We start from the raw sequence: 25,128 nt of genomic DNA, 5'->3' as shown, positions 1-25,128 counted from the left end.
ATATTAACAGGCGTCCCTGCAGGGAGAGAAAGTGAATCCCTGACACAATAGACTGCCTATCGGCATCACTGTTTCGCGTTAAAAGTTAATCTCTTGTGACTTCTGAGCAGTGCTCTTATGAGATGACGTTTAACATTACTCGCCTTAATTTTCTCACTTCACATCTGATACCACCGCTTTATTATACGAAAAGGCGATGAGCAGATTGATTCAGCATGCAGTACGCAATGTGCTGCCGAATAATGAAGATTCTCCATTAACTGGCCTCTGCAACGAATTCAGAAGGACCGAGAAGGTGACTGATAGTTAACTCTGTAAAAAATAAAACCTACAGCGTGACAGATTAAAAAATAGTGTGGAAAGGCGTTAAAGCACCCCATCGGGCTGAAAGTCCCGATGCGCTCACGTACCTGAGAGGGTAAATGTTGTTACAGAAGATTTTTATCGCACCCTGGTCACAGAAAACATGGCTTAATAGGCCGTCTCTGTATAAATGTATACAAATTAACATTATCTTCACCTATTAACAAAAGGCAAAAATATTAACCCTGAATGTCAGCACCCTTCTCATTTGGGAATGATACAGCCACGCTGAAGTTAAATTAAGCTTTATTAAGATTACTTCAGAAGCAACAGATTGCCTCCGGGCTTAACCTTTAAGTGGTCGGACAAGGTTATTTGTCCTGTCTGTAGCACGTCAACGCAGTCCAACTTTCAATAGGGAATTTGAACATGAAAAAAATCGCCTTTTTAACCGCATCTGTAGTATCTGCACTGTTAGCTTCTCAGGCATTTGCGGTCTCCAACAATACAATTACGTTCCAGGGATTGGTCACAGGAGAAACCTGTACCGTGACAGTCAATGGTAACACCGCTAAACCTCTGGTGCTCCTGCCAACTATCAGCACCTCTGCGTTATCAAATGGTAATGTCGCGGGTAAGACAACTTTTGAAATTGGTGTTACTGGCTGTACAGGAAGTGATACTGATGCCACAACAATCTCTACCCAGCTTAGCGGTAATAATGTCACTAAGGCGGGTAATCTGGGTAACCTGGCAACCGAAGGTGCTGCGGAAAATGTAGAAATTCAGATTGTGAGTAATAAAGAAGATAATAAAGTTATTACTTTTGGTGAAGGTACTTCTTATATCGGCCAGGGTCATCTGACTCTTGCTGCCGGAGTAAAAAATGCCTCTGCAACCTATACTGCGCAATATGTCGCCGTTGAAAAGGACGCAGTTGCCGGTGCGGTGGAAGCCACAATGCAATACGCCATCATCTACAAATAAAAAATCAGCATGGATGCGAAATATTTTTAATCTATAAGTGGATTTAATCAGGCCATGGATGGCCTGACTTACTTTATCCAGGGTCTGGTAGTAAAATTTCAACGGATGGTTATTATGCCTCGATTGCTTATCATTCACTCATCATTGCGTACCATTCTATTACTCCTTCTGTCTCTTGTTATTTGCCCGCCAGCATTCGCCAGCGTTGTTATGACGGGATCTCGCATTATTTATCCCTCTGACGAAAAATCGGTCGATGTAAAACTGAAAAATAATGATGCTTTCCCGTACGTAATCCAGGCATGGTTGGACAATGGTGACGAAGAATCTACGCCAGCCACCGGCAAAGCGCCGTTCATCGTCACCCCACCGACATTCAGAATTGCCGCTAAAGATGGTCAGGTTTTGCGCATTTTCTTCACGGGTGCAAATTCATTACCCCAGGATCGTGAATCCGTTTTTTATTTTAATTTTCTTCAGGTCCCACCAGGCAATGTTTCTGGTGACAAAGGCAATCAGATGATGTTGTTATTAAAGAACAGGCTGAAACTGTTTTACCGCCCAAAAGGCCTTAAAATCAGCACCCATCACATTTCTGAATATTTAACATTCAGTAACGTATCGTCGCCCAGCGTACGCATCACCAATAGTTCACCCTATTATGTTTCACTAACCAAAGTCGTTGTCAGAAACAGAGTCGCAAAAGAGACTGCACCGATGATCGCGCCGTTTTCATCTGTTGATGTGCCATTAACAGAACAGAAATTAACAAAAAGCGCCCAGGGAATAGAAATAGGCTTAGTGAATGATTATGGGGCAACGGTGACATATGAGTTTCCAATTCAAAAATAAAAAAACAGATCCTCGTCTGGCTATAATCAGTTGCGTTGTAAAAGCGGCTTTATTGACACAGACTGCTCATGCCGAAGAATACCATTTTGATAGTCGTTTGCTGGCAGGATCCGGTTTTGAGGAAGGCGTAGACCTTAAGCAATTTAACGAAAAACAGATCACTATTCCTGAAGGTCAACAGCTTCTGGATATCAGCCTGAATGGCATAATAATAAAAAGTCAGGTGGCGGTGAATTTTCGCAGGAAGGATGCCGCCGATAAAAGTGCGCAACCCTGTATTGATGCCGACATGGTCAAACTGTTGCAGCTCAAGACCGGCCTGAAAGAAGCGGCTGAATCGCAGTGTCTGTTTCTGTCAGAGATCAGCAGTCAGGGTAACTGGAATATCCGCCAGTCCACGCTGACACTTGATTTTCTGATCCCACAGATTCTGCTGAACCGCCAGCCACGCGATTACATCCCGACCTCTGAATGGAATGCGGGAGCTCCATTGCTTTTTTTGCGTCATAGCTCCAGCTTTACCCGCAATATTTTGCGCGACACGCACTCCAGCTATCTCTGGAGCATGATCAACGCAGGGGGTAACCTGGGCATGTGGCAGTTACGTCATCAGGCCAACCTCCGCTATATGAACAGCAGCGTCAGTACCGATCAGTACAAATGGAATGCTGTACGCACCTGGGTACAGCGTCCCCTGCCCTCTCTTTCCAGCGAACTGGTGGTCGGTGATGCCTACACTGACAGCACGATGTTTGGTTCAATGTCCTTCAACGGCGTGAAGATCGCGACCGACCAGCGTATGTGGCCTCAGGCACGTCGCGGATATGCGCCGGAAGTCCGGGGCGTCGCTACCAGCAACGCCCGTGTGCTGATAAGCCAGGCCGGTAACGTAATCTATGAAACTCAGGTACCGCCAGGCCCATTTATTATTGACGACTTATATAACACCAAGAGTCAGGGCGACCTGAAAGTACAGATCGTCGAGGCTGACGGCAAATCATCCTTTTTCACTGTGCCTTATGCTGCGGTGCCGAGCTCAATGCGGCCGGGTAATCTGAGTTATCAGTTTGCCGCCGGGAAGGTGAGGAACTTTTACTCCGTCCAGAACACCTTTACTGAGGCCGTTTTACAGTATGGTCTCAGTAACAGTCTTACCACCAATACCGGGGCGCGCTTCGCAAATGGATATCAGGCTTTACTGGCCGGTGGCGTCTACGCCTCTCCAGTTGGCGCGCTGTCACTCAACACCACCTGGTCACATGCGAGGGTAGAAAACGACATTACCAGAAGCGGCTGGCGTGCAGAGGCATCGTACAGCAAGAGTTTCCCCACCAGAACGAACCTGGTGCTGGCAGCCTACCGTTACTCGACTTCCGGTTATCGCGATCTGGAAGATGTACTGGGCGTTCGTCGTCAGCAGAATGGTGGGGCAGACTACTACTCCGATACGCTCAGACAGCGGAATCGCTTCTCTGCGACGGTAAGTCAGTACATGGGTGACTACGGTACCCTGTCTTTGAGCGGCAGCAGCACTGACTACTATCACAATCGCTCACGTATCTCAGAGATGCAGCTTTCATACAACAATATGTGGAAGAAAGTAAGTTACAACCTTAACCTCAGCCGGCAACGCTCCAGCTGGAACAGCAAAGACGTCTATAGCGTTTACGACAGCGATTACGATGCTAACCGCTATCAGAAATACACAGAAAACGTCATCTCATTGGGTTTTTCCCTTCCGCTGGACTGGCGTGATAGCCGTTCCACCGTCTCTCTGGATATGACCAGAGATAAAACGACTTCATCGGCAATGACCACCCTGTCGGGTTCCGCGGGCCAGGAGAGCGATTTTACTTACGCCCTCTATTCCAGTTACGACAAATACCGTGATGTATCTCAGGGAAAAAGCCATGCGATGCGCTGGGGAACGAACGTACAGGAACGGACGCGCCTGGGTGCCGTTCGCGCCTCTTATGCCCGCAGTGATGATTATCACCAGCTTGGGCTGGGCACATCGGGCACGCTGGCCATCCACGGGGGCGGTATCACCTATGGTCCTTACACCAGCGACACCTTTGCACTGATTGAAGCCAAAGGTGCCAGCGGCGCGCGCATCAACAACGGTCAGGGTGCCAGGATCGATACCTTTGGCTACGCCATCATGCCATCGCTGGCTCCCTACCGTTATAACACCATCAGCCTCGACGGCAGCTCAATCTCTCAGGATGTTGAACTCGAAGGCGGTAACGTGCGCGTGGTGCCGGTGCATGGTGGCGTACCCAAAATAGCTTTTAAGACCCTGACGGGTACGCCGGCACTGATTCTCGCCTCGCAGGCTGACGGCACACCTGTTCCGATGGGTGCAGAAGTTAAAGACAGCCAGGGCAACAGCCTTGGGATGGCAGGCCAGAACGGGCAGATTTACGCCCGTCTTCCCAACGCCTCTGGCACGTTGTTTGTCAGTTGGGGGAGCAGTAACACCTGCCGGATCAACTATCAGCTGCCCTCTAAAAAAATTGAGGATGCCAGCTTTGTTCATTTAAACGGCACCTGTATTCAGTGAGGAAGAAGATGAAAACAGCACATAGCCGCCTCAAAATCTGGCTGCTCGCATCCGCTTTCATAGTGTGTACGCCCGCGGCACAGGCGTTTTGTTACAAGATACTTGAGGTAGGTGATCGGTTTAACGAACTGCCGCAGGAAGTGGTGAATCGGGGCTATAGCGCAAAGTCATGGGGTACGGGCACAGGGGATGCCATAAGTGCGAAGCTTGACTTTGGGGCAATCAGTATCGGAACTGGCGCGGACTCACTTGCGCCAGCCGGAACCGTGCTGGCCTCTGCTGACATGCCATTTCTGACGAAAGGATTGAATGTCCCCTATGAAGCCAATCAGATTGTCTATAAATGTGCACTGTCCGACGCGGACAGCTTGTATGAAATTTATGCCCTGGCTGCCTCATATGGGGCAGAGTATGGTGGTACAGCCGTGAGTGATGTTGAGGGGGGATACCGGACACCGGCACAGCATATCGCCTATCGCATAACTAACCTGAAAACCGGACTCTATTACAAGAGTGAATGGCAGGAGCGAAAACTGACCGCTGATGATTACATTACTGTAGGTTCACATATTTATATCCCGGCATCATCGTTTAGTAGCGCGACTTTCGAACTGATCAAAAGTGACGACGATTTCGGCCTCCCTTCGCGAAATATTTTCAAGCAAATAACCGTTCCGCAGGGATATATAGCGATCAGAACACCCACGATAAACAACAACATTAAAACAGGTGAAGTTGCCTATCCGCCCAGCTCTGGGTATGTCTCAGCAGTCTGGAGTATGCGCGGCGGTAACACCACCGTCATACAGGGAAAGAATTGTCTCGTTGGGGATTTTGACCAGGTTGTAACCCTGCCGACCATCAGCGCCAATGACTTGCGTAATGGCATGACCAGTAGCAATACCTTCAGCGTGGAGATTAATTGCGAAAAAGGGGCCGTTTCAGGTACTGAATCCAGCGATTCAAAACCGCCAGTCGCGATGGGTTTTCTGGTGACACAACCGACGGCACTGAACCAAGCGGAAGCCCTCGGGCTGGAAACGAGTGCCAAGGGCATCAGCCATTTACTCGACAATAACTACGGCACAAAAGGCGTTGCAGAGGGTGTTGGCATCCGCATCTATGCTGGAAGCAGGGCGTTAAACCTGTTGTCCAGTAATGCAATAACGGGCACAGGTTCAGAAGCGGGCTGGTACGGATTTACGGAACTGCTGAGTAAAACCGGGTTATCGCTTAAAGGCGATAAATCCTATGCCGGTGTTTTTACGGCGTCCCTTGAGCAACTTCCGGGACAAACCGCACAGGGAGGATCGGTCAATGCGCAGGCACAGATTCTTGTCAGTCTGCAGTAGCCTGCTATTAGCCAGCGCGCTGACTCTTAGTGCTGGCCCGGCCGGCGCGGTAGTTAACAGCACCCAGAGCCGGCTGGTGTTCAATGAAAAGAGCGTGGCGGAGTCACTTACCGTGGTGAATTCTGTCAGATCCCCGGCACTGGTACAGGTCTGGAGCGATGATGACGATCCTCTCAGTCCGCCCGATCGCATCAGTACACCCCTTGTCGTCGTGCCGCCACTATTTAAACTGGCCCCCGGTGAATCGCGCAACCTGCGTGTCATGCTCATTTCCCGCAAAGGGATGCCTGCAGACCGCGAGCGTCTGTACTGGCTGAACATTTATCAGATTCCACCAAATACTGCCCAGAAGTCGGTGCTGGAGAAGAAAGTAATTTTGCCGCTACGCATCCGTTTAAAAGTATTTATCCGCCCGACCGGTTTAAAGGAGCCGGAAGAAGATGTCGGTGAAAAATTACGGTTTATCCTCGGCCAGACACAAACTAAACATGCACAACTGACCGTGAAAAATCCAACACCCTATTACATGACATTAGGGAGTATCACGCTCGGGAGAACACCACTGAAAGCAGAGATGATTGCACCCTTTTCGTCTCTCACCCTTGCGGTAAAAGAGATAAGTGCCGATCACACCCTGAACTGGACAGTAATCGATGATTACGGCAAGCATATACCTTATAAAAGAGAGGTGAGCAGCCAGTGAAAGACACTACACACAAAACAATAAATATGACCTATTTTCATAAGTATCATATGTCATACGATTTAATTACCTCGTTCCTCCGGCAGGAAATGAATAACACGCAATTTAATCTGCACCATTTTCCTGATGTAAAAAGTTTACTGAAGGCCGCAGAAGAAAATCGCATCGACGTGATTATTATCAATTCCGCCTGTCTGTTTGATGGATCGTTCCGGGAGACAGAAATCAAAAAGGTGCTCAGCGTACTGTGTGGCAATGAAAACATCATTACTGTTTGTTTTACTCAGAACATGCGGTCTGTGCTGCTGAAAAAGATGCTTGATGCGGGTGTAAACATCATGCTTAGTCTGCAGGATACCCCGCAGGAGCTGGTTAACGCACTCAGAAGCATGATGCCTGCATCGTCTGCAGAAACCTATATTTCCCGCTCTGTGCATGAACATTTTCAGGAGGAGTGCACGGATTTAACACCCAAGGAGTGGGAGGTCATCAATCTGATTCAGGAGGGTTATTCGCTGTCAGAAATAGCGTCTAAAAAATGTCGCGCAATGAGTACTATTTCAACACAAAAAAGAAACGCCATGAATAAGCTACATCTGAGAAATGAAACAGAGCTATTGCGCTTTCTGCACCAGAACGCATTTTTTTAATTCGTATTAATTTCGGAATCTCATGCTGAAAAAATTTTTATTCCCGCTGGCGGGAGGATTATTGCTGTCCGGTCAGGCCGGTGCGCTGTCACTTCAGGAGTCGCTGATGGCTGCAAACAGTTATAATGCAGAAATGAACGCTGCCCGCAGTGAACATGATGCCGACGGGCAGAAAAAATATCAGGGCTTTGCGGGATTACTGCCGGCAATCTCCATTGACGGTGCCTGGGTTAAAACGGATCAGCCGGATGCGGCCTATTCTGCCGGTGTCACCCGCCACAATTATAGCGTCAATCTGACACAGCCCGTTTTTGATATGGCAAAGTATGCCACCTGGCGCAGAAGCGTGGTGATTAGCAATCTGGCCGATGTCAATCTGCTTATTGCACAGCAGAAAATGATCGCCAGTGTCACCACGGCTTATTACGACGTGCTTTATCAACGCAGCGTGCTGGAAACCAGTCATCGCATTCTTGCTGCCTTCAGTGCGCGGCTTAAACAGACACAAAAAGCGCTGGAAATAGGCGACGGCACCCGGCTCGATTTAGCTGAAGCACAGGCCAACTATGATAAAGCCGTGGCAGACGAACTGGTGGCAGAAAACGATCTGAACGATGCCAGTCTTGCTTTCCGTCAGCTTACTGGCAGGGATCCCCGGAGCATCCCAGACAGCAGCATGCGCTGTGTGCGCTTTCCCGACAGGCTCGCTCCTGAACAACTGAAACGCGAGGCCGCTGCTAACAACCTCGACGTACTTGCCGCTATTCAGACGCACAAAGCCAGTGAGACAGACATTCTGTCCGCCACCTCCAGTCATATGCCGGTCGTCACCCTGCAGGCTGGGTACGGCAAGAACTGGAGTCGGGCAGAAAACGGCAACTATCTTGACACGCTTTTTGGCACCACCTCTAAAACTGATAACACCCAGATTAGCGTTAATGTTTCGATCCCCCTGTTTGGCGGGGGTGGCCCTGTCTCACAAAGTCTGGAAGCGGCGCACCGCTTCGAACAGAGCAAAGAGCTGATCACCGATGCCAGACGCAAAGCGGAACAGCAGGCCATTCAGGCGGCGTCCGGTGTGCATAACAGCCAGTCCCGGATTAAAGCCTGTCAACGCGCAATCGCCTCAGCAGACAAACGCCTGAGTGCCACCCGTTATGGCCGGGAAATCGGTCAGCGCACCCTGATCGATGAATTCAATGCAGAAAAGGATTATTTCCAGGCCGTGCAGGATTTGGCACAGGCGCAGAACGCGCTCATCCAGTCAATCGTCAAATTAAAAGCGGCCACTGGCTCGCTCGACTACGCCGCGATGAAAAGTTTCAGCTGTGGCGCGGCATAACGGGAATCGAATAGATGAATAACGACTTATTTCGCCAGGAAGCGCTGGATGCTAAGAAAACTAAAGTCCTGGGCTCTGTTGCGTTGTATTGCCCCCCTTTCCGCTGGGTTGTCATCACGCTGATCGGACTGCTGGTTGCCGTCATGATCGCCTTTTGCATCTTTGGCACTTATACCAAACGTGAAAGTGCGCAGGGTGTACTGGTACCGGAAAACGGCATGATGACGATTACCGCGATGAGCACCGGCACGGTTATCGCTCTGCCCGCCCGTGAAGGTGAGAGCCTGCAAAAGGGCAGCCTGATCGCCACCGTCTCATCGGAAATTTCAACACGCTATGGCCAGACACGCGAGGCGATTGCGGCCCAGCTGGAGTTTCAGCAAGCAGGGCTGAAAAATCAGCTGACCAATCTTGAGCAACTGCACACCGAAACGCTGAAATCTCTTGAGGAAAAGGTCAGTTTACTCGGCCAGCAATCGGCTGAACTGGAGACCATTTTTCGCCAGCGCACCCAGCAGATTCAGCTGTCCAGAACACAACTCAATAAAATGAGCGCCATGCGCAAAGAGGGCTACGCCTCCAATACGCAGGTAGAACAGCAGCAGAATGAGTTGCTTGATGCCAGCGTGCGTTTACAGGATGTCGCACGTCAGCGTATTGATATCCGCCAGCAACTGGCTCAGGCGCGGCAGCAGCTGCGTGAGCAACCCCTCTCTTATAACCAGCAGAAAAACGAGTTACAGCAAAAGCTTTCCGGGATCACGCAGTCGATCATGGAAAACGAATCCCGTCGTTCGATTGAGCTGCATGCGCCGGAAAACGGCACCGTCAGTGCCGTGCTGGTCAAACCGGGACAGATCGTCACGTCGGGTCAGACCGTGGCGATGATGCTGCCGGATAACGCGCGTTTGCAGGCAAGGATTATGCTCAGCAGCCGCGCCATCGGCTTTATCCGGCCAGGCCAGCGTGTCGTGCTGCGCTATCAACCTTTCCCATGGCAGAAGTTCGGCCAGCAATACGGCACCGTGCTGGAAATTTCAAAGTCGGCCCTGTCACCGCAGGAAGTCGCCACCCTGACCGGCGATGGTCAGGTGAAAGAGTCGATGTATCAGGTGAAAGTGGCGCTGGATAAGCAGACGGTGCAGGCCTACGGCAGGCAGAGCAGCCTGCACGCGGGCAGTGCGCTGGAGGCAGACTTTATCGTCGATAAACGACGCCTCTACGAGTGGGTTCTGGAGCCATTAAACGCATTGGGCAAAATGACGTCCTTATAATTTCATTATCTTATCAGGTTACCTATGGATTTATTTCACAAACTGAATTTGTCATTTCGCCAGAAACTGCCCGTTTTACGTCAGACCCAGGCGGCTGAATGTGGCCTGACCTGTATCGGCATGATTGCCGGCTATTATGGTTATCACACCGATATGGTCTCGCTGCGCCAGCGCTTCCCGACCTCCCTTAAAGGCAGCACGCTGGCGAATGTGATGTCATTTGCACAGAGCATGGGCATGGGCTGTCGTGCGGTTCGCCTCGAACTGGATGAACTGGATAAACTGAATCTGCCCTGCGTTCTGCACTGGGAGATGAACCACTTTGTCGTGCTGAAAGGCATCGCTAAAAACAGGCTCATTATTCATGACCCGGCGCGTGGCATACGCAAAGTGCCGATGGATGAAGTCTCCGCCTCATTCACTGGCGTCGCGCTGGAGCTTTATCCCGGCGCCACCTTTGAGAAGAAAAACGAGAAAAAATCGATTTCCATGCTGAGCCTGATCCGTAACGTGTCCGGAATTGGCTCTGCGTTCGTGCAGGTGGCCTTACTGTCACTGGCACTGGAATTTTTTGGCATCATCACGCCATTTTACATGCAGTGGGTGATGGATCAGGTGCTGGTCTCTGCGGACCGTGATTTGCTGACGCTGCTCGGTGTCGCCTTTATCTGCATCACCCTGTTTCAGAACCTGATTTCAGCACTGCGAAGCTGGGTTACGACCTGGTTCTCCAGCATGCTGAGCGTACAGTGGTCATCCAATCTGTGCGCCCATCTGCTGGGATTACCGCTCAGTTACTTTGAAGAACGTCATGTTGGCGACATTCTTTCGCGCTTCGGGTCCATCGGCAATATTCAGAGCACGCTAACCGGCCGCTTTATCTCGTCTGTTTTCGACGGGGTAATGGCGCTGGTTACCCTCGGCGTAATTTTCACCTATAACGCCACCCTGACCTGTGTGGTCGTTGGCCTGTTCCTGCTTTATGCACTGATTCGCTGGATCTCATTCGAACCCTTTCGCCAGGCGAATGAGAATCAGCTGATGGCCTCCGCCGTAGTGCAGTCACAGCTGCTTGAATCGATCCGTGGCGTGCAGGCGATCAAGCTCAACAATAAGCAGGATCTGCGCGTTTCGACTTATACCAATGAAACCGTGGAGTCGACAAACAAAGGGATTACGACGCAGAAACTCTCGATTGGATTCAACACGCTGCAGGGGACAATTTCCGGCGTTGGCAAAATTGTTCTGATCTGGCTGGCTGCGGCGCAGGTACTGGACGGTAACTTTACCAGCGGGATGCTGGTGGCGTTCATCTCGTTCTCCGATCAGTTTATCTCTCGCTCTGCGGGCCTGATCAACGCGCTGATCGAATTCAAAATGCTCCGCTTACACGGTGAACGTCTCTCCGATATTGTCCTGACGGAGAAAGAGCAGAATATGGAAAGCCACATCGCGCTGGCGGAAGAAACAGGGCCGGTGCGTTTGGATATCAGCGACATGACCTTCCGTTATTCAGCCACTGACGAAGAGATCTTCTCTGACTTCAGCCTGAGCATTGCGGCCGGTGAATCCGTCGCCATCATCGGCCCCTCCGGCCAGGGCAAAACGACGCTGGCAAAATTGCTGCTCGGACTGCTCAAACCGAACGCCGGTATGATCAGCATTAACGGTATCGACCATACAAAACTGGGAATGACGCATTACCGCGATCTAATCGGAAGCGTGATGCAAAACGATATGATGTTTGCCGGCTCCATCATGGACAACATCAGTTTTTTTGATGCCAGCCTGGATAAAGCCAGGGTCGAGTGGGCAGCACGTATCGCCCAGATACATGGCGACATTATGGCAATGCCTATGGGCTACAACAGCATGGTGGGCGATATGGGTTCGTCTCTCTCCGGAGGGCAGGTGCAGCGGGTTATCCTCGCCCGCGCGCTTTACCGCCAGCCGCGCCTGCTTATCCTTGATGAGGCCACCAGTCATCTGGATGTGGCCAGAGAGAGTGCCATCAATGATGCGATAAAGCACATGAGCATCACCCGCGTCATCATCGCACACCGGCCGGAAACGATCATGAGCGCAGACCGCATTATCCAAATCAACCGCCATGGCGTGACCGAAATCACCAAAGCAGAGTTTGCAGCTTTAGTGAATGCCTCACAGGTGACGCTGGAAATAAATTAACAGAGGGCACTGTTAAGTGCTGCCCAGCCCTGAAACCAAGGAGTGAATATGAAAAACAGTCTAATCTGCCTGGAAGGCACGCTTAAATTTGACGAAGAAGTCAGAACTCAGACAATTAATGTTGTGGCATTCAGAACCGGCCAGCAGATCACCATCAACCGCGACCGGCTTGCTGAAGGACAAACCCTTGGCGAGAATATTGCCTTACAGGTCAGTAATGCCGAAAAAATATTTAATCAGTTCAACCTGGTAAAAATGGAAGAGGTCAATGATGGCCATGCATTTACGAAGACTTTCCAGGTGATTTACAGCTTTATAACCGGCCAGGGCGGCGGTCAGCGAGTCTGGCAGGTAACCTATGCCTGTCTGCTGGCTGATAATGTTACGATCAACTTCACGTCAATTTACCCTGATGAAGTATCCATGAAGAATGAGATGCACAGGCTGGCACATTGCGTAAAGTCATTTACGCTTAACAACACCTGAGGTATTAACACGGATCTTAAAATGGCCATACCAGATACAAACACAAAAGCTGAAAGAAATTAAAAATAGAATTAATTCTATTTAAGAGGCTTCAGGTTAAATGCATAATTAACGCCGAAAATTAACATTAATAACACCACCTGCCATCAGTGACAGGGTCAGGAAGTGACCGTGCGTGATTTCAGTATCACGGAAGCTGACGTTTGCACCGCTGAATATTCAGGAGGAATGCTTCAACCGCGTTCTGCTGATATCTGCAAGGGATGTTGCGGTCGTCGTCATCATCGGGAATCACTCAACGGGCGTAAAGTCGCTGACGAACCCGTGCCAGCTCATTTCCTGACTGAAGCATAACGGCATAACGCCGCAGCAACATTAATCGGATAAGAGATAAAAAGAGAAGCGCTAAGCCATTCACTTTATCGTCAGAATATTGAATGTGTAATCCTGATAGGTTATCCATGTAGCACAGGATAATAATTCAGAAAGGCATGCCGTATTAAAAATGCCTGCTTTACCTGTTTTAAAACAAGACAGCATGTCACTGCCGTCATTTTGAAACAGCCTATGAAAAGTCATATTTTAATTTCTCAAATGAGAAGATAAGACATGGCTTAACTTTAAAATTAATCTGAGGAAATAATAATGCGCGATTTAAGCATGATGGAAATTGATGCCGTATCGGGTGCGGGGTTATGGGAATCACTCACCAGCAGCGTTCTGCTGGCAGCGGCAGGCTACGCTGCGGGTGCCACCATCGGCGGCATGCACGGTGGCGACGGTGGCGGTATCCTCGGCATTGGTGCCATTGGCCAGCTGGTGGGTATGTTGGGTGCAGGCATGATCGGTGCCGCGGCGGGTGCTGTCGCCGGTGCAATTATGGGCTGGAATGATTCAGAGTCAGTATATGCACTGGTCAATCAGTTTATCACTAACGCTTTCAACGGCACCTTCCAGGATAATGCGGCAAGCCGCTTGATCTGATGCTTATATGACTGGCGTTGACAAGGTGCAGAACATTCTGCACCTTTTTTTATGTCCGGTAAAAACGGGCTGCGTTGTGACGCTGACCCTATAAAAATTCCCAAATGAAAATGGAATCTTAAAATGTCGCACAGATTGGAGGTAACAATAAGGGGGTAAAAAAGCTAGACTCAGATTTTTCTGCTGAGTTTAGCCTGATGCATAATCACTACATCATTAATGGATTTATTGAGTTTTATCCTGCGGCCAGTACATTGCGTAATCTGAACGATCCAGAAAAATGTGTAGTCCTCAATTCTCCGGCAGGCCGCTGCCTCTTATTATTAATCACACGAAATGACACGATTATTACGCAGCAGGAGTTTATGGAGATTGTCTGGGAGAGAAATGGGATGCTGGTTTCTCCCAATACCTTTTATCAGAATATTTCTATTCTGCGGAAGGGTTTAAAAAAGGTCGGGCTAGCGGAAGATCCTGTCGTAACAATCCCACGCGTCGGTCTGACACTGGCCAGTGGAACAGATATAAAGAAACGCAGTAGTGAAACGCACGTTGATGGCAGTCAGGAAAACACACACTCCAGAGATGAAGATACTTTTGCGGAAAAACTTTATGATGAGATGAGCCTGCCATCCTCAGCGGATACTGAACCGGGCGAGCCGCTGGTGGCGCACGCTGCCCGGCAGGAGTCGGGAGCACCGCTGAAATCTTTCCTGCCAGCGGTTTTACTCTGGACCATGAGCCTGGTCGCACTGATTCTGCTGATGGTAATTCTGAAAACTAACAACGCATCAGATGCGCCCCGCGTCCATTTTGATGAGTACCCTTTTCTGGCAGATATTAATGGATGCCGGGTTTATATTGCCGACAAAGATGCCCGTTCAGAGGAAAAAAAGAAAACGCTTTCTCTGGTTGAAAAATTGAAAAGCAGCTGCAGCCATTATCCCTGGGTCTATGTGACGCATTATGCGCTCCTGCCCAGAACCTCCGTCATTCGCTGCAATAAACCGATGAGCCAGAAAAATCAGTGCATTTCAGAATATCATTTCAGAGGATTGAATCCGGGTGATTAAAAAAACGCTTATCGTACTAACGGGTATCGTAATTTTAATGGAGGCGTCTTTTCTGGCCTACCCCTATCTGCAGCGCCGTCCCACAGAAAGTTTTAACTGTGTTGCAAACTTAGTAGAACATTACAGTGACGACATTTATCATCTGTCACTCAACTATATGATTCGCGATAACTTTGCGTTAGCCCATATCACCGGCTATTCAGAAATGAATCCTGGAAAGGTGTTTAATCGTAAAGTCTCCTTCAGCCTGCAGCGCAATGGCGATATCTATTATATGTCCGCTGAAAAAAACATCAGGCTACCGGATGACAATCTCAGTGATGACGAGATCAGCCAGTATCTCTCGCGGTTTTTCATCGCCTCTGAGAAGGAAGTTTATATGCGAATCATCAGGCAGAAGAACAAAAACTTTCTTTTTATGGTCAATTTTATCCCGACCTATATCTGCAATTCGATATCAGGTTAACAGCCTCTTAGTCCGATGCAGGGAAGAGCGGATACACTCAAAGCCTAACGTCCGCTTTCAACGCTTAACAGGCCCCTGCAGAGGCCTGCCTTCATTCAGTAACGCTTGCAGGTAAACAGATAGGAGAGCGGCCCGCTAATCAGGTAGGCCTGCTGATCCACCTGGCGCACATCCAGCTGCAGGTAGGTCGGATCCAGCGTGATCTCCGCCAGCAGCAGATTGAATACCGCATCCGGGGTGGTATCGTTGGTTGAGGTGATAATCGATTTAATTTTATAGCGATAAGTATCGCTCTCTATTTTTCCCCCCTCGCTCAGTGCAATACGGCGATTGAGCGTGGTGACCTTATCTCCCAGCGTGACCTGCCCGTTGAGTAACAGATAACCCGAGTGCGCATCAATAAAACGCAAATCCTGCGACACCGCAAACTCGACTTTCTTCCCTTCCTGACGACTGAGATCGTAGCGGCTGAACGCCGAGCATCGGAACGGCAAATCAGTTTCCTGATGATGATAAAAATTGATGGCTGCAAAGGTAACCAGTAGCAATATGGCCAGCGTTGCCGTCAGCGTAAGAGTGGCGCTGCGTTTCAATTCATTCTCCAGTCGAGATAATAAACGTTGTCACAGGAAATGATGTGCCCACGCTCATCAAGATTACAGGCTGACAGCATCGTTCTGCCGTAGTTCGTGGTGGTGAACGCCGTGTTTTTATCGAAATAGATCCGTCGCCCGGCGCTGCAGGATTGATTATTCTCCCGGAGCATCTGCAGTATCTGTTGATCAATAGACTCGCGCTCTACCACATCCAGGCCTTTCAGCAGTACCGCTTCACAGCCGCCCGCCAGTGACACAGTGGTCAGCCCGCTATTCTTCTGCGCAGGATGGATGAAGAGGTAAAAGCTGAAGGCAACGATGAATATCGCCAGAAGAATCAGGGCCACACTCAGTTGTCGGGTCCTGCGCATCGGCTTTGCCACCGGAGCCAGAGAGGGTTCCGGCGCGGTGACGTTATCCGGCGGCACCTCGGTGTCCGTGCCCGCTACCGGCTCCGGCACGATGTCAGACACCGCCACCGGCTGAGCCGTTTGCCGCACAATCCTGATCTCCGGATTCAGTCGGATGCCAATCTTCGGCAGGGTCATTATCAGATTCTGGCAACCATAGGCCGCAAGCGCCCTGCGCAGAATACTCAGATACTGATTCAGATTACTGTTAGAGCCGCGCAGGCCATACCGGTCCCACACCTCTGTCAGTAAGGTGTCACGCGACAGGATTTCTCCACCAGAATTCAGCAGCTGCTCAAACAACCGGCCGGAAGAGATACTCAGGCTCAGCGACTCCTGAGTAGGTATATGGCTCAGCGTACAGTCATCTGAATTATACGTAATCTGGTCATCGATAATGTAAATCATTAAGAAATCACTGAATTTGCGCTCATTGCCGACAGTATAATTCAGCTGAATGGAAGAAGCACCAGGCAGGGTTAATCCGGTAAATTAATACCAAAAACATTCGCTTAACAGAAATATCGCCGCCGGAATGTTCACTATTCTCCGCACCGCTTACTTAATAGCAGCACCTCCCGTTATTAACGCTTCGCTCATGGCGCCCTGTTCCGGCAGCTTTATAAATCTGTACCTTTCCTGACAAAATTAGGGCTGCCCGGCCGCCTGCGGTTTTATTTCAACACTACAATTAATCGCACCAACATCATTTCAGAGAACGTTGATGAATATTGCAGCTTTTGATATTGGCGGTACCTCTTTAAAAATGGGCGTGGTGGACGATCGGGGAAACATTCTGACGCAGGAGAGCGCCGACATTTCCCACAACGCGCGGGACAAAATTCTGGAAGAAATAGTGGGCTGGCTGGAGAAGAATCCCGGCTGTGAAGGTATCGCCGTGAGTACGCCCGGCTATATCGACCCCGATAAAGGCTTTATTGAGATGGGCGGCACCATCCGTGACTTTGACGGGTTTCATCTGAGCCAGTGGCTGACGGAGAAAACCGCCCTGCCTGCCACGGTGGAAAACGACGCGCACTGTGCCCTGCTGGCGGAATACTGGCTGGGCAAAGCGAAAAAACTTAACGACTTCCTGATGCTGACGATCGGAACCGGGCTGGGCGGAGCCGCTTTCTGCAACGGTGCGCTGATTCGCGGTGGCCGGAACCGGGCCGGTGAATTTGGCTGTCTGCTGACCTCACGCCCCACCAGCAGCGACATTGAACGCCACACCATGAGCCAGAGCTGTACCATGACCGCGCTGCGGGAGAATTACAGTCAGCTCACCGATCGGCCTGTCGACGACGTCAGTGGCAAAGATGTGTTTGACGCCTGCGACCGCCAGGAAAAAATGGCGCAGCAGGTGGTGGAAAAATTCTACCAGGATCTCGCGGCCTGTTTATATAACCTCTTCAGCGTCTTTGATCCGCAGATGATATTTATCGGCGGCGGCATTACGGCGCGGGAACCTTTCCTTGAAGAACTCGCTGAGCAGCTGGCAAAGTATCAGATTGATATTCGCATTGATGCGGCCACCTACGGCAACGACTCCGGCATGCTGGGCGCAACGTGGAATTTCCTCCAGCGCCAGCCACAGAAAAATTAGCTGACCGGTCAGGGTCATGCGGCCTGCAGACAGCGTCAGGATAAGGGAGGCGCCCAACCCTCTCTGTCGCCTCTTTGTCGCGCCGGCCCGGCTCCGGCGCATCAAACAGGCTCAGTGCGACACCGGTCAGGGTAAAGACCAGCAGATATAACAGAATGAGCGCGACAAGCAGAGCACGGTGACTGCGCATCCCGCTTATTCCCATGTGGCTCAGAAGGAGTAGCTGAGGGCCAGCGTGACCCCGGCCCCATCGTGCCGTGCGACAATGGGGCTATCGGAGGCAGATTTATCGAGCCAGCTGTAGTCACCCGTGACGCTGGCTGCCCAGGCAGGGGTCAGCTGATGACTCCAGGTCAGGCTGGCGTCCGTTCCATAAAATCCCCCTGAAGCGTTATACCGTGCAAACCCGCTGCGCGCACTCTGCTGGCTGTTCACGCCGTACCAGGTGTTCATGTAGCGTCCATCACCGAACAGACCGGCCACCTGCAGCGCCACGGTATCGTCCGCGGTCTGCCAGGGGATCAGGGTGACCGACGTCCGGTACTGCACGCCCTGACTGTCACTCAATGGCAGCGTCGCTTTCCCCTCCAGCACCAGCCACGGCGTCACAGACCAGCCCAGCGCCAGCGCGGTATTGACCGTCGCGTCGATATTTCCCATTCCCCGCAGCCGGTCATCCCCGTCACGCCAGGAGGAGTTCCGGTCTGAGCGGCCCAGCCCGTAGCCCAGCGTATGCTCAAGGTAAAGTCCGTTATCCGCCTGCAGGTCATAGCCGATACCTTTTTGCGAATCGAGAAAAAACGCTCCGTCGCGCGCCTGAATCACCGGCATCACCTGCCAGTGATTCCTCTTTGCGCCGCTGTAGCGCGGTGCGTTAATGCCCGCAATGCCCAGCGTCATGCTGGGAGGCGGCGTGGGACTCTCTTCGGCCATCGCGGCGGCGGCACTGAAACCCAGCGACAAACAGACCATGTGAAGCGTTATTTTTCCGGTTATCATCACGTTTCCTCATTATCACATCCGGTGCGGAGCTGGGGAGTCAGTACCGCGTCACCGGAGGTGAGTATGCGAGGCGCGTATCAATGAACGGCCAGGGATTTATGAAGAAACAGTCAAGGTGGTCCGGAAATGCAGGAAAAACGTGTACTGATTATTGAAGATGACGCGGATGCAGCGGGCGTCCTTGAGGCTTACCTGAAACGTGAAAACTATGCGGTTACGATAGCCGGTGACGGACCGGGCGGGCTGGAGGCGGCCAGACGCTGGCAGCCCGATCTGATCCTGCTCGATATCATGCTGCCCGGCATGAACGGCACCGAGGTGCTGGCAGCGCTGCGGCGGCGTGACGATACCCCGGTGATCATGGTCACGGCGATGGGTGACGCGCCCGATCGCATCGGTGCGCTGCGCTATGGGGCCGATGACTATGTGGTAAAACCCTACCATCCCGGTGAAGTGGTGGCGCGCGTGCAGGCCGTTCTGCGCCGCAGCCAGCCGGCCGCGGCCGCGGCCGGGGTCCTGCGCTGGGCCGGTTTAACGGTCGATCCCGAGGCGCTCACCGCGGTCGTGGAGGGTGACAGCGCCGCCCCACACCGGCTCGATCTGACGCCCACCGAGTTTTCCCTGCTGGTCACGCTGATGCGCGCTCCGACGCGACCCTTTACCCGCCTGTTTCTGCTGGAGCACTGCCTGCCGGAAAGTGATGCGCTGGAGCGCGTAGTCGATACCCATGTCTACAACCTGCGCCGCAAACTGGAAGCCGCCGGCATCTCTGATGTGCTGCCGGCGGTGCGCAGCGTCGGCTACCGGTTCAGACAGCCATGAAGAACGCAACCCACACCTCACTGTGGCGCTGGATCTGCATCCGGGTCCTGTTGCTGGCGATAGGCAGCGTAGTGCTGATCGCCCTCTGTATGTGGCTGCGATTTGCGGTGCAGGCGGTCTGGGTCTACCACCGGATGCCCCCCGCGCTGGTGGAGGAGTTCACCCGGCTGCGCCAGCATCCCGCCAGCGATCCGGCGCGCTTCCATCAGATAGTCGATCAATACTGGGGCATCAATTTTTCCGATCCGTCGCTGGCCTCCTCTGACTGGCTGACCGTCATCCTTCTGGTCGTGGTCACCATTCCGCTTATGGTGCTGATCGCGCTGCGCTTTGCGCGTCCGCTCTCCGCACAGTTCAGCCAGCTGGCAACGGCGGCGCGTGCGGTGTCGCAGGGGGAGTTTGGCCGCCCGGCGGCGGTCGTTGACGCGGCCCCGCAGGAGCTGGTGCGCTTTACCGAAGACTTTAATCAGATGACGCAGCAGCTGGCGCGTTACGAGCGCGAGCTGCGCGCCTCTCACGTCGCGATGGCGCATGAACTGCGCTCTCCGCTGACGGCGGCGATGGGCCGTCTGCAGGGCATTCTGGATGGCGTTTTTCCGGCCGACTCTCAGCAGCTGGCGATGATCATGAAGCAGCTGACTCAACTGAGCCGGCTGACTGACGAACTGCATCTGCTGTCACTGGCGGATGCGGGGCAGCTTACGCTGAACCCGGAACGCTTTAACCCCGCCGAGCTGCTGCGCGAGCGCACCGGCTGGCTGCTGCCGCAGGCAGAGCAGGCAGGCCTGACCCTCCGCGTGAAAGCGCCTGACAACCTGCTGATCTGCGCCGATGCGTTCCGGCTGGGGCAGGTGGTGACCATCCTCTGCGAAAATGCGCTGCGCTACGCGGCGGACGGCGGTGTGCTGCTCATCTCCGCCAGCCGGGACGCCCGGGCCACGATACTGACCTTCCGCGATTACGGTCAGGGCGTGGATACTGACTTCCTGCCACAGCTGTTTGACCGCTTTACCCGCGCCGACTCCTCACGCGCCCGCCACTCCGGCGGCAGCGGGCTGGGATTATCCATTGCCAAAGCCATTGTCGACGCGCACGGCGGCACGATCACCGCCTCGTTACCCGCCGATGGCGGACTGCTGATTCGGATAACGCTACCGGATCGATAAATTGTTCTGACTTGACCATTTCTTGATGGTTCATGGAACGTTTCTGGACACGGGCCGGGTTCAATGAGCACAACTCATTACAGGAACCCGGCTATGACAGACTTCTTATCTGATGCTGCCCGCCAGATGTGGCGTCACCTCTTCAGTGTTCACCTCGTGGTGCCGTTCGTCTTTGTACTGTCCGGGGTGCTGATCATGACCGGCTGCCGCGATAACAGTGCGGCCCCGCCGCCAGCTCCGCCCCGTCCGGTAAAAACCGTAACCGCGCCGCCGCCCGGCGGCGGTGCCGCTCTGCGGCTGACCGGTGAAATCCGGGCGCATGACGAAGTCACCCTGGCCTTCCGGCTTGACGGGCGGGTCGTCAGCCGCACGGCTGAGCTGGGCGATCGGGTCAGCGCCGGGCAACCGCTGGCGGCGCTGGAAAACGATCAGACGCGTAACCAGCTGAGCAGCGCCCGGGCCGATCTCGACAGCGCCCGGGCGGCGGAGCGGGTCGCCGCGCTGAATCTGCATCGGATGCGGTTGCTGATGCCCGGCGGTGCTATCGCCCGCAGCCAGCTGGATAGTGCACAGGCGGACTGGCAGAGCGCGCAGTCCCGCCGTCTTAGCAGTGAAGCAGCACTAAAAAATGCCCAGGATAGCCTCAGCTGGACCCGGCTGACGGCCCCTGCTGCGGGCCGGATCACCGCCATCACGGTTCAGCCGGGTCAGGTGGTCAGCGCCGGACAAAGCGTGATGACGCTGGCCGCGGGAGATGCTCGCGATGCGGTGTTTGACCTGACCACGACCGAGCGGCTGCAGATCGCTGATCGCACACCGCTGAAGGTGACGCTGCTTGCCGACCCCGGCATCGAGGCCAGCGGCACGGTCCGTGACATCAGTCCGCAGGCTGACCCGCAGACCCGCACCTGGCGGCTGCGTGTCACGCTGAATCAGCCACCCGAGGCGATGGCCCCCGGTGCCACCGTTATGGTTAACCTGCCCGACTCGCAACCGCCGGTCATCGCCCTGCCCGCCAGCGCCCTGACGCGCTTAGCCGACCAGCCGGCGCTGCTGGTTGTGGATGCGGCTTCCCGTCTGCAGCTTCGCCCGGTGGTGCTGGCCCGCTTTGACGCTCAGCAGATCTTCGTCGCATCCGGTATTCAGCCGGGCGAGCGCATCGTTACCGCCGGCGTCGCCACCCTGCAGCCCGGGGAAAAAGTGTTGCCTGCGCAGGAGGAACCATGAAAAAACCGGCTGGCTTTAACCTCTCTGGCTGGGCGCTGGCGCATCAGCAGTTGGTGGTCTTTTTCATGCTGCTGGTGATGGCCGCGGGCGTGATGAGCTATGAACATCTGTCACGCAATGAAGATCCGGCGTTTACCATCAAAACCGCGGTGGTCTCTGCCCAATGGCCGGGCGCCGACGTTAATACCATGGTGCAGCTGGTGACAGACGTGCTGGAGCAGAAGGTGCAGGAACTCCCCTCTCTCGATACGGTGGAGAGTGAAACCCGCGCCGGGCAGACGGTCATTTATGTCAATCTGCGTGACGATACGCCGCCATCTCAGGTCGCGGGCATCTGGTATCAGCTGCGCAAAAAGATGCAGGATGTGAGCACCTCTCTGCCGCAGGGCGTGCAGGGTCCGGCGGTGAACGACGAGTTTGATGACACCTTCGGCACGATTTATGGCTTCACGGCGGAGGGCTTTACCGCCCGTGAGCTGCGCGACCGCGTCGATAACCTGCGGCGCTCTCTGGCGACCCTGCCCGACATCGGCAAAACCCGGCTGCTGGGGGTGCAGGAGCAACAGGTGGTTATCGCCTTTTCTCCGCAAAAGCTCAATGGCATGGGCGTCGATTTGCAGCAGGTCAGCGACGCCATCAACGCGCAGAACGAGGTCGTTCCGGCGGGCAGCCTGCGCACCGACCGCGAGAATATTGCGCTGCGGGTCAGCGGCACCCTGACCTCCGTCGACAGCCTGCAGGCGATGACGCTGCATATCGGCGATCGCTTTATCCCGCTGACCGATCTCGCAACGGTTAGCCTGCAACCCGCCGAACCGCCCGCCCCGACGTTCCGGGTCAATGGCGTGCCCGCTATCGGGCTGGCCGTCTCCATGGCCGCCAGCGGCAACCTGCTCGACTTTGGTCAGCAGCTGAATCAGCGCATGCAGACGCTGGCTGGTCAGTTACCGCACGGCATTACCATGACCCGCGTTGCCGATCAGTCTGCGGTGGTAAAAACGGCGGTCAGCGGTTTTGTGCGAATCCTGGGCGAAGCCGTGGTGATTGTGTTAGCCGTGTCGTTTATCTCGCTGGGGCTGCGCGCCGGACTGGTCGTGGCGGCGGCGATCCCGCTGGTGCTGGCGATGACGTTTACCGGTATGTTGCTGGCCGGTATCGGGCTGCAGCGCATCTCGCTGGGTGCGCTGATTATCGCACTGGGGCTGCTGGTGGATGACGCCATGATCACCGTCGAGGCGATGGTGGCCCGGCTGGAAGCGGGTGACAGTAAGTGGCAGGCCGCTACCTGGGCGTTTAAAACCACCGCCTTTCCGATGCTGACCGGCACGCTGGTAATGATCGCCGGGTTCATTCCGGTCGGGTTCGCCGCCTCCAGCGCCGGCGAGTACTGTTACTCGCTGTTTGTGGTGATCGCGCTGGCGCTGCTCTGCTCGTGGGTCGTCGCGGTGATCTTCTCTCCGCTTACCGGCTGCTGGCTGCTGTCGGCAAAACTGAATCATGCCGACCCGCGACCGGGCGTGCTGATGCGCGGCTATCACTGGCTGCTGGAGGGGATTCTGCGTCATCGGGGCGTGACGGTCAGCGCGGCGCTGGGGGTGCTGCTGGTCAGCCTGTACGCCACCACGTTTATGCAGGGTGAATTTTTCCCGGCCTCCGACCGCCCCGAACTGCTGGTCAGCCTCACGCTTCCCGCCAGTGCGACGCAGGCTGAAACCACGCGCCGGACCGCACAACTGGAAGAGGTGCTGCGCCATGACCGGGATGTTGCCAGCTTCAGCAGCTACGCAGGGTCGGGCGCAATACGTTTCTATCTGCCGATGGATGTGCTGCTGGAGAATGAAAACATCGCGCAACTGGTGGTGGTCGCCAGAAACCTGACGGTGCGCGACCGGCTGCAGCGCAGGCTGGAGAGCAGGCTCGCTGAGAACTTCAGTGATATCACCACACGGGTGTCGCCGCTGGAGCTGGGACCGCCGGTTGGCTGGCCACTGAAATATCGCCTTACCGGACCGGATTATGGTCATGTCCGGCTGGCGGCGTCCCGGCTGGCGGCGCTGATTGCCCGCTCACCGCTGACCCGCGAGGTCAATCTGACCGCCGGAGAACCGGAGCGCGTCATGACGCTGGCCGTCAATCAGACCGAAGCCCGCGCGGCCGGACTCTCCTCCGGGACGATAGCCCGTGCCCTGAATACCCTTATGTCCGGCAGCGTGGTGACGACACTGCGCGACCGCAACCGGCTGATTGATGTGGTGCTACGCGGCAATGACGCCGAGCGGCAGGATACGGCGACGCTGGCGGGTTTGATGATCACCAATGCCAGCGGTCAGAAAATCCCGCTGCGCCAGGTGGCGACCCTGAAGTGGGGCGTGGATGATCCGGTGATCTGGCGGCGTCAGCGGCTGCCCTACATCACGGTGCAGACGGATATCGCTCCCGGCCAGCGGGCGGAAGCGGTCTCCCAACAGCTGGCACCGGCTATCGCCGCCCTGCGAGCTTCCCTGCCTGCCGGGTACACGATTGAGGAAGCGGGCACGGTAGCGGAGTCGGACAAGGGCAACAGTTCGGTCTTTGCCCTGCTGCCGATGACGCTCTGCGCCATGCTGGTCCTGCTGATGATTCAGCTGCAACGCTTTTCCGGCATGCTGCTCGCGCTGAGCATGGCCCCCTTCGGCCTGCCCGGCATCGTTTCCGCCATGCTGCCGACCGGCACCCCGCTGGGATTTGTGGCGCTGCTGGGGATTATTGCACTGGCAGGTATCATCATCCGCAATGCGGTGATCATGATCAGTGAAGTGGATGCGAATGCCCGCGCCGGGCTGGCCGCGGGTGAGGCCATCCGCCAGGCGGCGCATCACCGCGCGCGGCCTATCCTGCTGACCGCCTGCGCCGCGATCCTCGGCATGATCCCTATCGCCCATCAGGTTTTCTGGGGACCGATGGCGCTGGCGATTATCGGGGGGCTGGTCAGCGGAACGCTGGTGACGCTCACCGTGCTGCCCGCCGCGTTAAGCCTGTTGATGCAGCGCCGGTCGCGCTGAAACGGTGTCAGGCGATCCCGCGGGATCGCCTGACAT

Annotated in this window: 21 protein-coding genes; 18 read left to right on the top strand and 3 right to left on the bottom strand. The window is 54.1% G+C overall.

Features of this window, described 5'->3' with window-relative positions:
• The first annotated feature begins 732 nt into the window (after positions 1 to 732).
• From AC1V0D_RS20025 to AC1V0D_RS19965, 13 genes are all read left to right on the top strand, one after another.
• Positions 733 to 1,290, top strand: coding sequence for a fimbrial protein (locus AC1V0D_RS20025; protein WP_154929201.1), 558 nt, complete (start codon positions 733 to 735; stop codon positions 1,288 to 1,290).
• A 54-nt stretch (positions 1,291 to 1,344) separates the two neighbouring features.
• A complete protein-coding gene (locus AC1V0D_RS20020) occupies positions 1,345 to 2,142 on the top strand; it encodes a fimbrial biogenesis chaperone (RefSeq protein WP_482907943.1) in 798 nt (265 codons plus the stop codon).
• The gene (locus tag AC1V0D_RS20015; RefSeq protein WP_325954872.1) at positions 2,120 to 4,705 is read left to right on the top strand and encodes a fimbrial outer membrane usher protein; all 2,586 of its coding nucleotides are present in this window, start codon (positions 2,120 to 2,122) and stop codon (positions 4,703 to 4,705) included. The genes AC1V0D_RS20020 and AC1V0D_RS20015 overlap by 23 nt, the downstream gene beginning before the upstream one ends.
• Before the next feature lie 8 nt (positions 4,706 to 4,713).
• Positions 4,714 to 6,057, top strand: coding sequence for a fimbrial protein (locus AC1V0D_RS20010; protein ID WP_482907942.1), 1,344 nt, complete (start codon positions 4,714 to 4,716; stop codon positions 6,055 to 6,057).
• On the top strand, positions 6,023 to 6,760 hold the full coding sequence (locus tag AC1V0D_RS20005; RefSeq protein WP_482907941.1) for a fimbria/pilus periplasmic chaperone: 738 nt from the start codon (positions 6,023 to 6,025) through the stop codon (positions 6,758 to 6,760). The genes AC1V0D_RS20010 and AC1V0D_RS20005 overlap by 35 nt, the downstream gene beginning before the upstream one ends.
• 89 nt (positions 6,761 to 6,849) lie before the next feature.
• On the top strand, positions 6,850 to 7,410 hold the full coding sequence (locus AC1V0D_RS20000) for a LuxR C-terminal-related transcriptional regulator (protein WP_167432355.1): 561 nt from the start codon (positions 6,850 to 6,852) through the stop codon (positions 7,408 to 7,410).
• Between the two features lie 22 nt (positions 7,411 to 7,432).
• Positions 7,433 to 8,752 carry a TolC family outer membrane protein gene (locus tag AC1V0D_RS19995; RefSeq protein WP_482907940.1) on the top strand — a complete coding sequence of 440 codons (1,320 nt, stop codon included), beginning with the start codon at positions 7,433 to 7,435 and terminating at the stop codon, positions 8,750 to 8,752.
• 14 nt (positions 8,753 to 8,766) lie between these two features.
• Positions 8,767 to 10,026, top strand: coding sequence for an HlyD family secretion protein (locus AC1V0D_RS19990; protein WP_150030281.1), 1,260 nt, complete (start codon positions 8,767 to 8,769; stop codon positions 10,024 to 10,026).
• Between the two features lie 24 nt (positions 10,027 to 10,050).
• Entirely contained in the window at positions 10,051 to 12,213 is a 2,163-nt protein-coding gene (locus tag AC1V0D_RS19985) for a peptidase domain-containing ABC transporter (RefSeq protein WP_482907939.1), read from the top strand.
• Between the two features lie 48 nt (positions 12,214 to 12,261).
• Positions 12,262 to 12,699, top strand: coding sequence for a DcrB-related protein (locus AC1V0D_RS19980; protein ID WP_312828498.1), 438 nt, complete (start codon positions 12,262 to 12,264; stop codon positions 12,697 to 12,699).
• 645 nt (positions 12,700 to 13,344) lie between these two features.
• Positions 13,345 to 13,683 (top strand): hypothetical protein, encoded by a 339-nt coding sequence (locus tag AC1V0D_RS19975; RefSeq protein WP_009093197.1) that lies wholly within the window; start codon positions 13,345 to 13,347, stop codon positions 13,681 to 13,683.
• A 197-nt stretch (positions 13,684 to 13,880) separates the two neighbouring features.
• Complete coding sequence (locus tag AC1V0D_RS19970) at positions 13,881 to 14,756, top strand: winged helix-turn-helix domain-containing protein (RefSeq protein ID WP_482907938.1); 876 nt, start codon at positions 13,881 to 13,883, stop codon at positions 14,754 to 14,756.
• Positions 14,749 to 15,222, top strand: a complete 474-nt coding sequence (locus AC1V0D_RS19965) for a hypothetical protein (RefSeq protein WP_009093199.1) — start codon at positions 14,749 to 14,751, stop codon at positions 15,220 to 15,222. Before AC1V0D_RS19970 ends, AC1V0D_RS19965 begins: the two co-directional genes overlap by 8 nt.
• A gap of 95 nt (positions 15,223 to 15,317) precedes the next feature.
• Here AC1V0D_RS19965 and AC1V0D_RS19960 read toward each other — a convergent pair whose 3' ends face one another.
• Complete coding sequence (locus AC1V0D_RS19960) at positions 15,318 to 15,815, bottom strand: FidL-like protein (RefSeq protein WP_482907937.1); 498 nt, start codon at positions 15,813 to 15,815, stop codon at positions 15,318 to 15,320.
• Positions 15,812 to 16,636, bottom strand: a complete 825-nt coding sequence (locus tag AC1V0D_RS19955) for a transcriptional regulator (protein WP_285064331.1) — start codon at positions 16,634 to 16,636, stop codon at positions 15,812 to 15,814. The genes AC1V0D_RS19960 and AC1V0D_RS19955 overlap by 4 nt, the downstream gene beginning before the upstream one ends.
• Positions 16,637 to 16,952: 316 nt before the next feature.
• On the opposite strand from AC1V0D_RS19955, the gene AC1V0D_RS19950 reads away from it, so the two are divergent.
• Entirely contained in the window at positions 16,953 to 17,834 is an 882-nt protein-coding gene (locus AC1V0D_RS19950) for an ROK family protein (RefSeq protein WP_482907936.1), read from the top strand.
• Positions 17,835 to 18,044: 210 nt separating this feature from the next.
• Here the strand turns inward: AC1V0D_RS19950 and AC1V0D_RS19945 are convergent, their stop codons facing one another.
• Positions 18,045 to 18,833 carry a MipA/OmpV family protein gene (locus AC1V0D_RS19945; RefSeq protein ID WP_482907935.1) on the bottom strand — a complete coding sequence of 263 codons (789 nt, stop codon included), beginning with the start codon at positions 18,831 to 18,833 and terminating at the stop codon, positions 18,045 to 18,047.
• Positions 18,834 to 18,962: 129 nt separating this feature from the next.
• On the opposite strand from AC1V0D_RS19945, the gene AC1V0D_RS19940 reads away from it, so the two are divergent.
• From AC1V0D_RS19940 to AC1V0D_RS19925, 4 genes are all read left to right on the top strand, one after another.
• Positions 18,963 to 19,658 (top strand): response regulator, encoded by a 696-nt coding sequence (locus tag AC1V0D_RS19940; RefSeq protein WP_140923746.1) that lies wholly within the window; start codon positions 18,963 to 18,965, stop codon positions 19,656 to 19,658.
• Positions 19,655 to 20,824: a sensor histidine kinase gene (locus AC1V0D_RS19935; protein ID WP_482907934.1), complete on the top strand. Its 1,170-nt coding sequence runs from the start codon at positions 19,655 to 19,657 to the stop codon at positions 20,822 to 20,824. The genes AC1V0D_RS19940 and AC1V0D_RS19935 overlap by 4 nt, the downstream gene beginning before the upstream one ends.
• A gap of 93 nt (positions 20,825 to 20,917) precedes the next feature.
• A complete protein-coding gene (locus AC1V0D_RS19930; RefSeq protein ID WP_482907933.1) occupies positions 20,918 to 22,051 on the top strand; it encodes an efflux RND transporter periplasmic adaptor subunit in 1,134 nt (377 codons plus the stop codon).
• Positions 22,048 to 25,092 (top strand): efflux RND transporter permease subunit, encoded by a 3,045-nt coding sequence (locus AC1V0D_RS19925; RefSeq protein ID WP_482907932.1) that lies wholly within the window; start codon positions 22,048 to 22,050, stop codon positions 25,090 to 25,092. The genes AC1V0D_RS19930 and AC1V0D_RS19925 overlap by 4 nt, the downstream gene beginning before the upstream one ends.
• Positions 25,093 to 25,128: the final 36 nt, after the last annotated feature.

Source organism: Pantoea sp. PA1 (genome assembly GCF_056856975.1).
This window is presented reverse-complemented; position numbering and strand designations above follow the sequence as displayed.

Bases quoted from the DNA above. Each gene is read 5' to 3' on its own strand.
- AC1V0D_RS19925 (WP_482907932.1), top strand. From the start codon at position 22,048: ATGAAAAAACCGGCTGGCTTTAACCTCTCTGGCTGGGCGCTGGCGCAT.
- AC1V0D_RS19945 (WP_482907935.1), bottom strand. From the start codon at position 18,833: ATGATAACCGGAAAAATAACGCTTCACATGGTCTGTTTGTCGCTGGGT.
- AC1V0D_RS19935 (WP_482907934.1), top strand. From the start codon at position 19,655: ATGAAGAACGCAACCCACACCTCACTGTGGCGCTGGATCTGCATCCGG.
- AC1V0D_RS19995 (WP_482907940.1), top strand. From the start codon at position 7,433: ATGCTGAAAAAATTTTTATTCCCGCTGGCGGGAGGATTATTGCTGTCC.
- AC1V0D_RS20015 (WP_325954872.1), top strand. From the start codon at position 2,120: ATGAGTTTCCAATTCAAAAATAAAAAAACAGATCCTCGTCTGGCTATA.
- AC1V0D_RS19930 (WP_482907933.1), top strand. From the start codon at position 20,918: ATGACAGACTTCTTATCTGATGCTGCCCGCCAGATGTGGCGTCACCTC.
- AC1V0D_RS19980 (WP_312828498.1), top strand. From the start codon at position 12,262: ATGAAAAACAGTCTAATCTGCCTGGAAGGCACGCTTAAATTTGACGAA.
- AC1V0D_RS19975 (WP_009093197.1), top strand. From the start codon at position 13,345: ATGCGCGATTTAAGCATGATGGAAATTGATGCCGTATCGGGTGCGGGG.
- AC1V0D_RS20005 (WP_482907941.1), top strand. From the start codon at position 6,023: ATGCGCAGGCACAGATTCTTGTCAGTCTGCAGTAGCCTGCTATTAGCC.
- AC1V0D_RS20000 (WP_167432355.1), top strand. From the start codon at position 6,850: ATGAATAACACGCAATTTAATCTGCACCATTTTCCTGATGTAAAAAGT.
- AC1V0D_RS19990 (WP_150030281.1), top strand. From the start codon at position 8,767: ATGAATAACGACTTATTTCGCCAGGAAGCGCTGGATGCTAAGAAAACT.
- AC1V0D_RS20025 (WP_154929201.1), top strand. From the start codon at position 733: ATGAAAAAAATCGCCTTTTTAACCGCATCTGTAGTATCTGCACTGTTA.
- AC1V0D_RS20020 (WP_482907943.1), top strand. From the start codon at position 1,345: ATGGATGGCCTGACTTACTTTATCCAGGGTCTGGTAGTAAAATTTCAA.
- AC1V0D_RS19985 (WP_482907939.1), top strand. From the start codon at position 10,051: ATGGATTTATTTCACAAACTGAATTTGTCATTTCGCCAGAAACTGCCC.
- AC1V0D_RS19970 (WP_482907938.1), top strand. From the start codon at position 13,881: ATGCATAATCACTACATCATTAATGGATTTATTGAGTTTTATCCTGCG.
- AC1V0D_RS19940 (WP_140923746.1), top strand. From the start codon at position 18,963: ATGCAGGAAAAACGTGTACTGATTATTGAAGATGACGCGGATGCAGCG.
- AC1V0D_RS19950 (WP_482907936.1), top strand. From the start codon at position 16,953: ATGAATATTGCAGCTTTTGATATTGGCGGTACCTCTTTAAAAATGGGC.
- AC1V0D_RS20010 (WP_482907942.1), top strand. From the start codon at position 4,714: ATGAAAACAGCACATAGCCGCCTCAAAATCTGGCTGCTCGCATCCGCT.
- AC1V0D_RS19955 (WP_285064331.1), bottom strand. From the start codon at position 16,636: ATGATTTACATTATCGATGACCAGATTACGTATAATTCAGATGACTGT.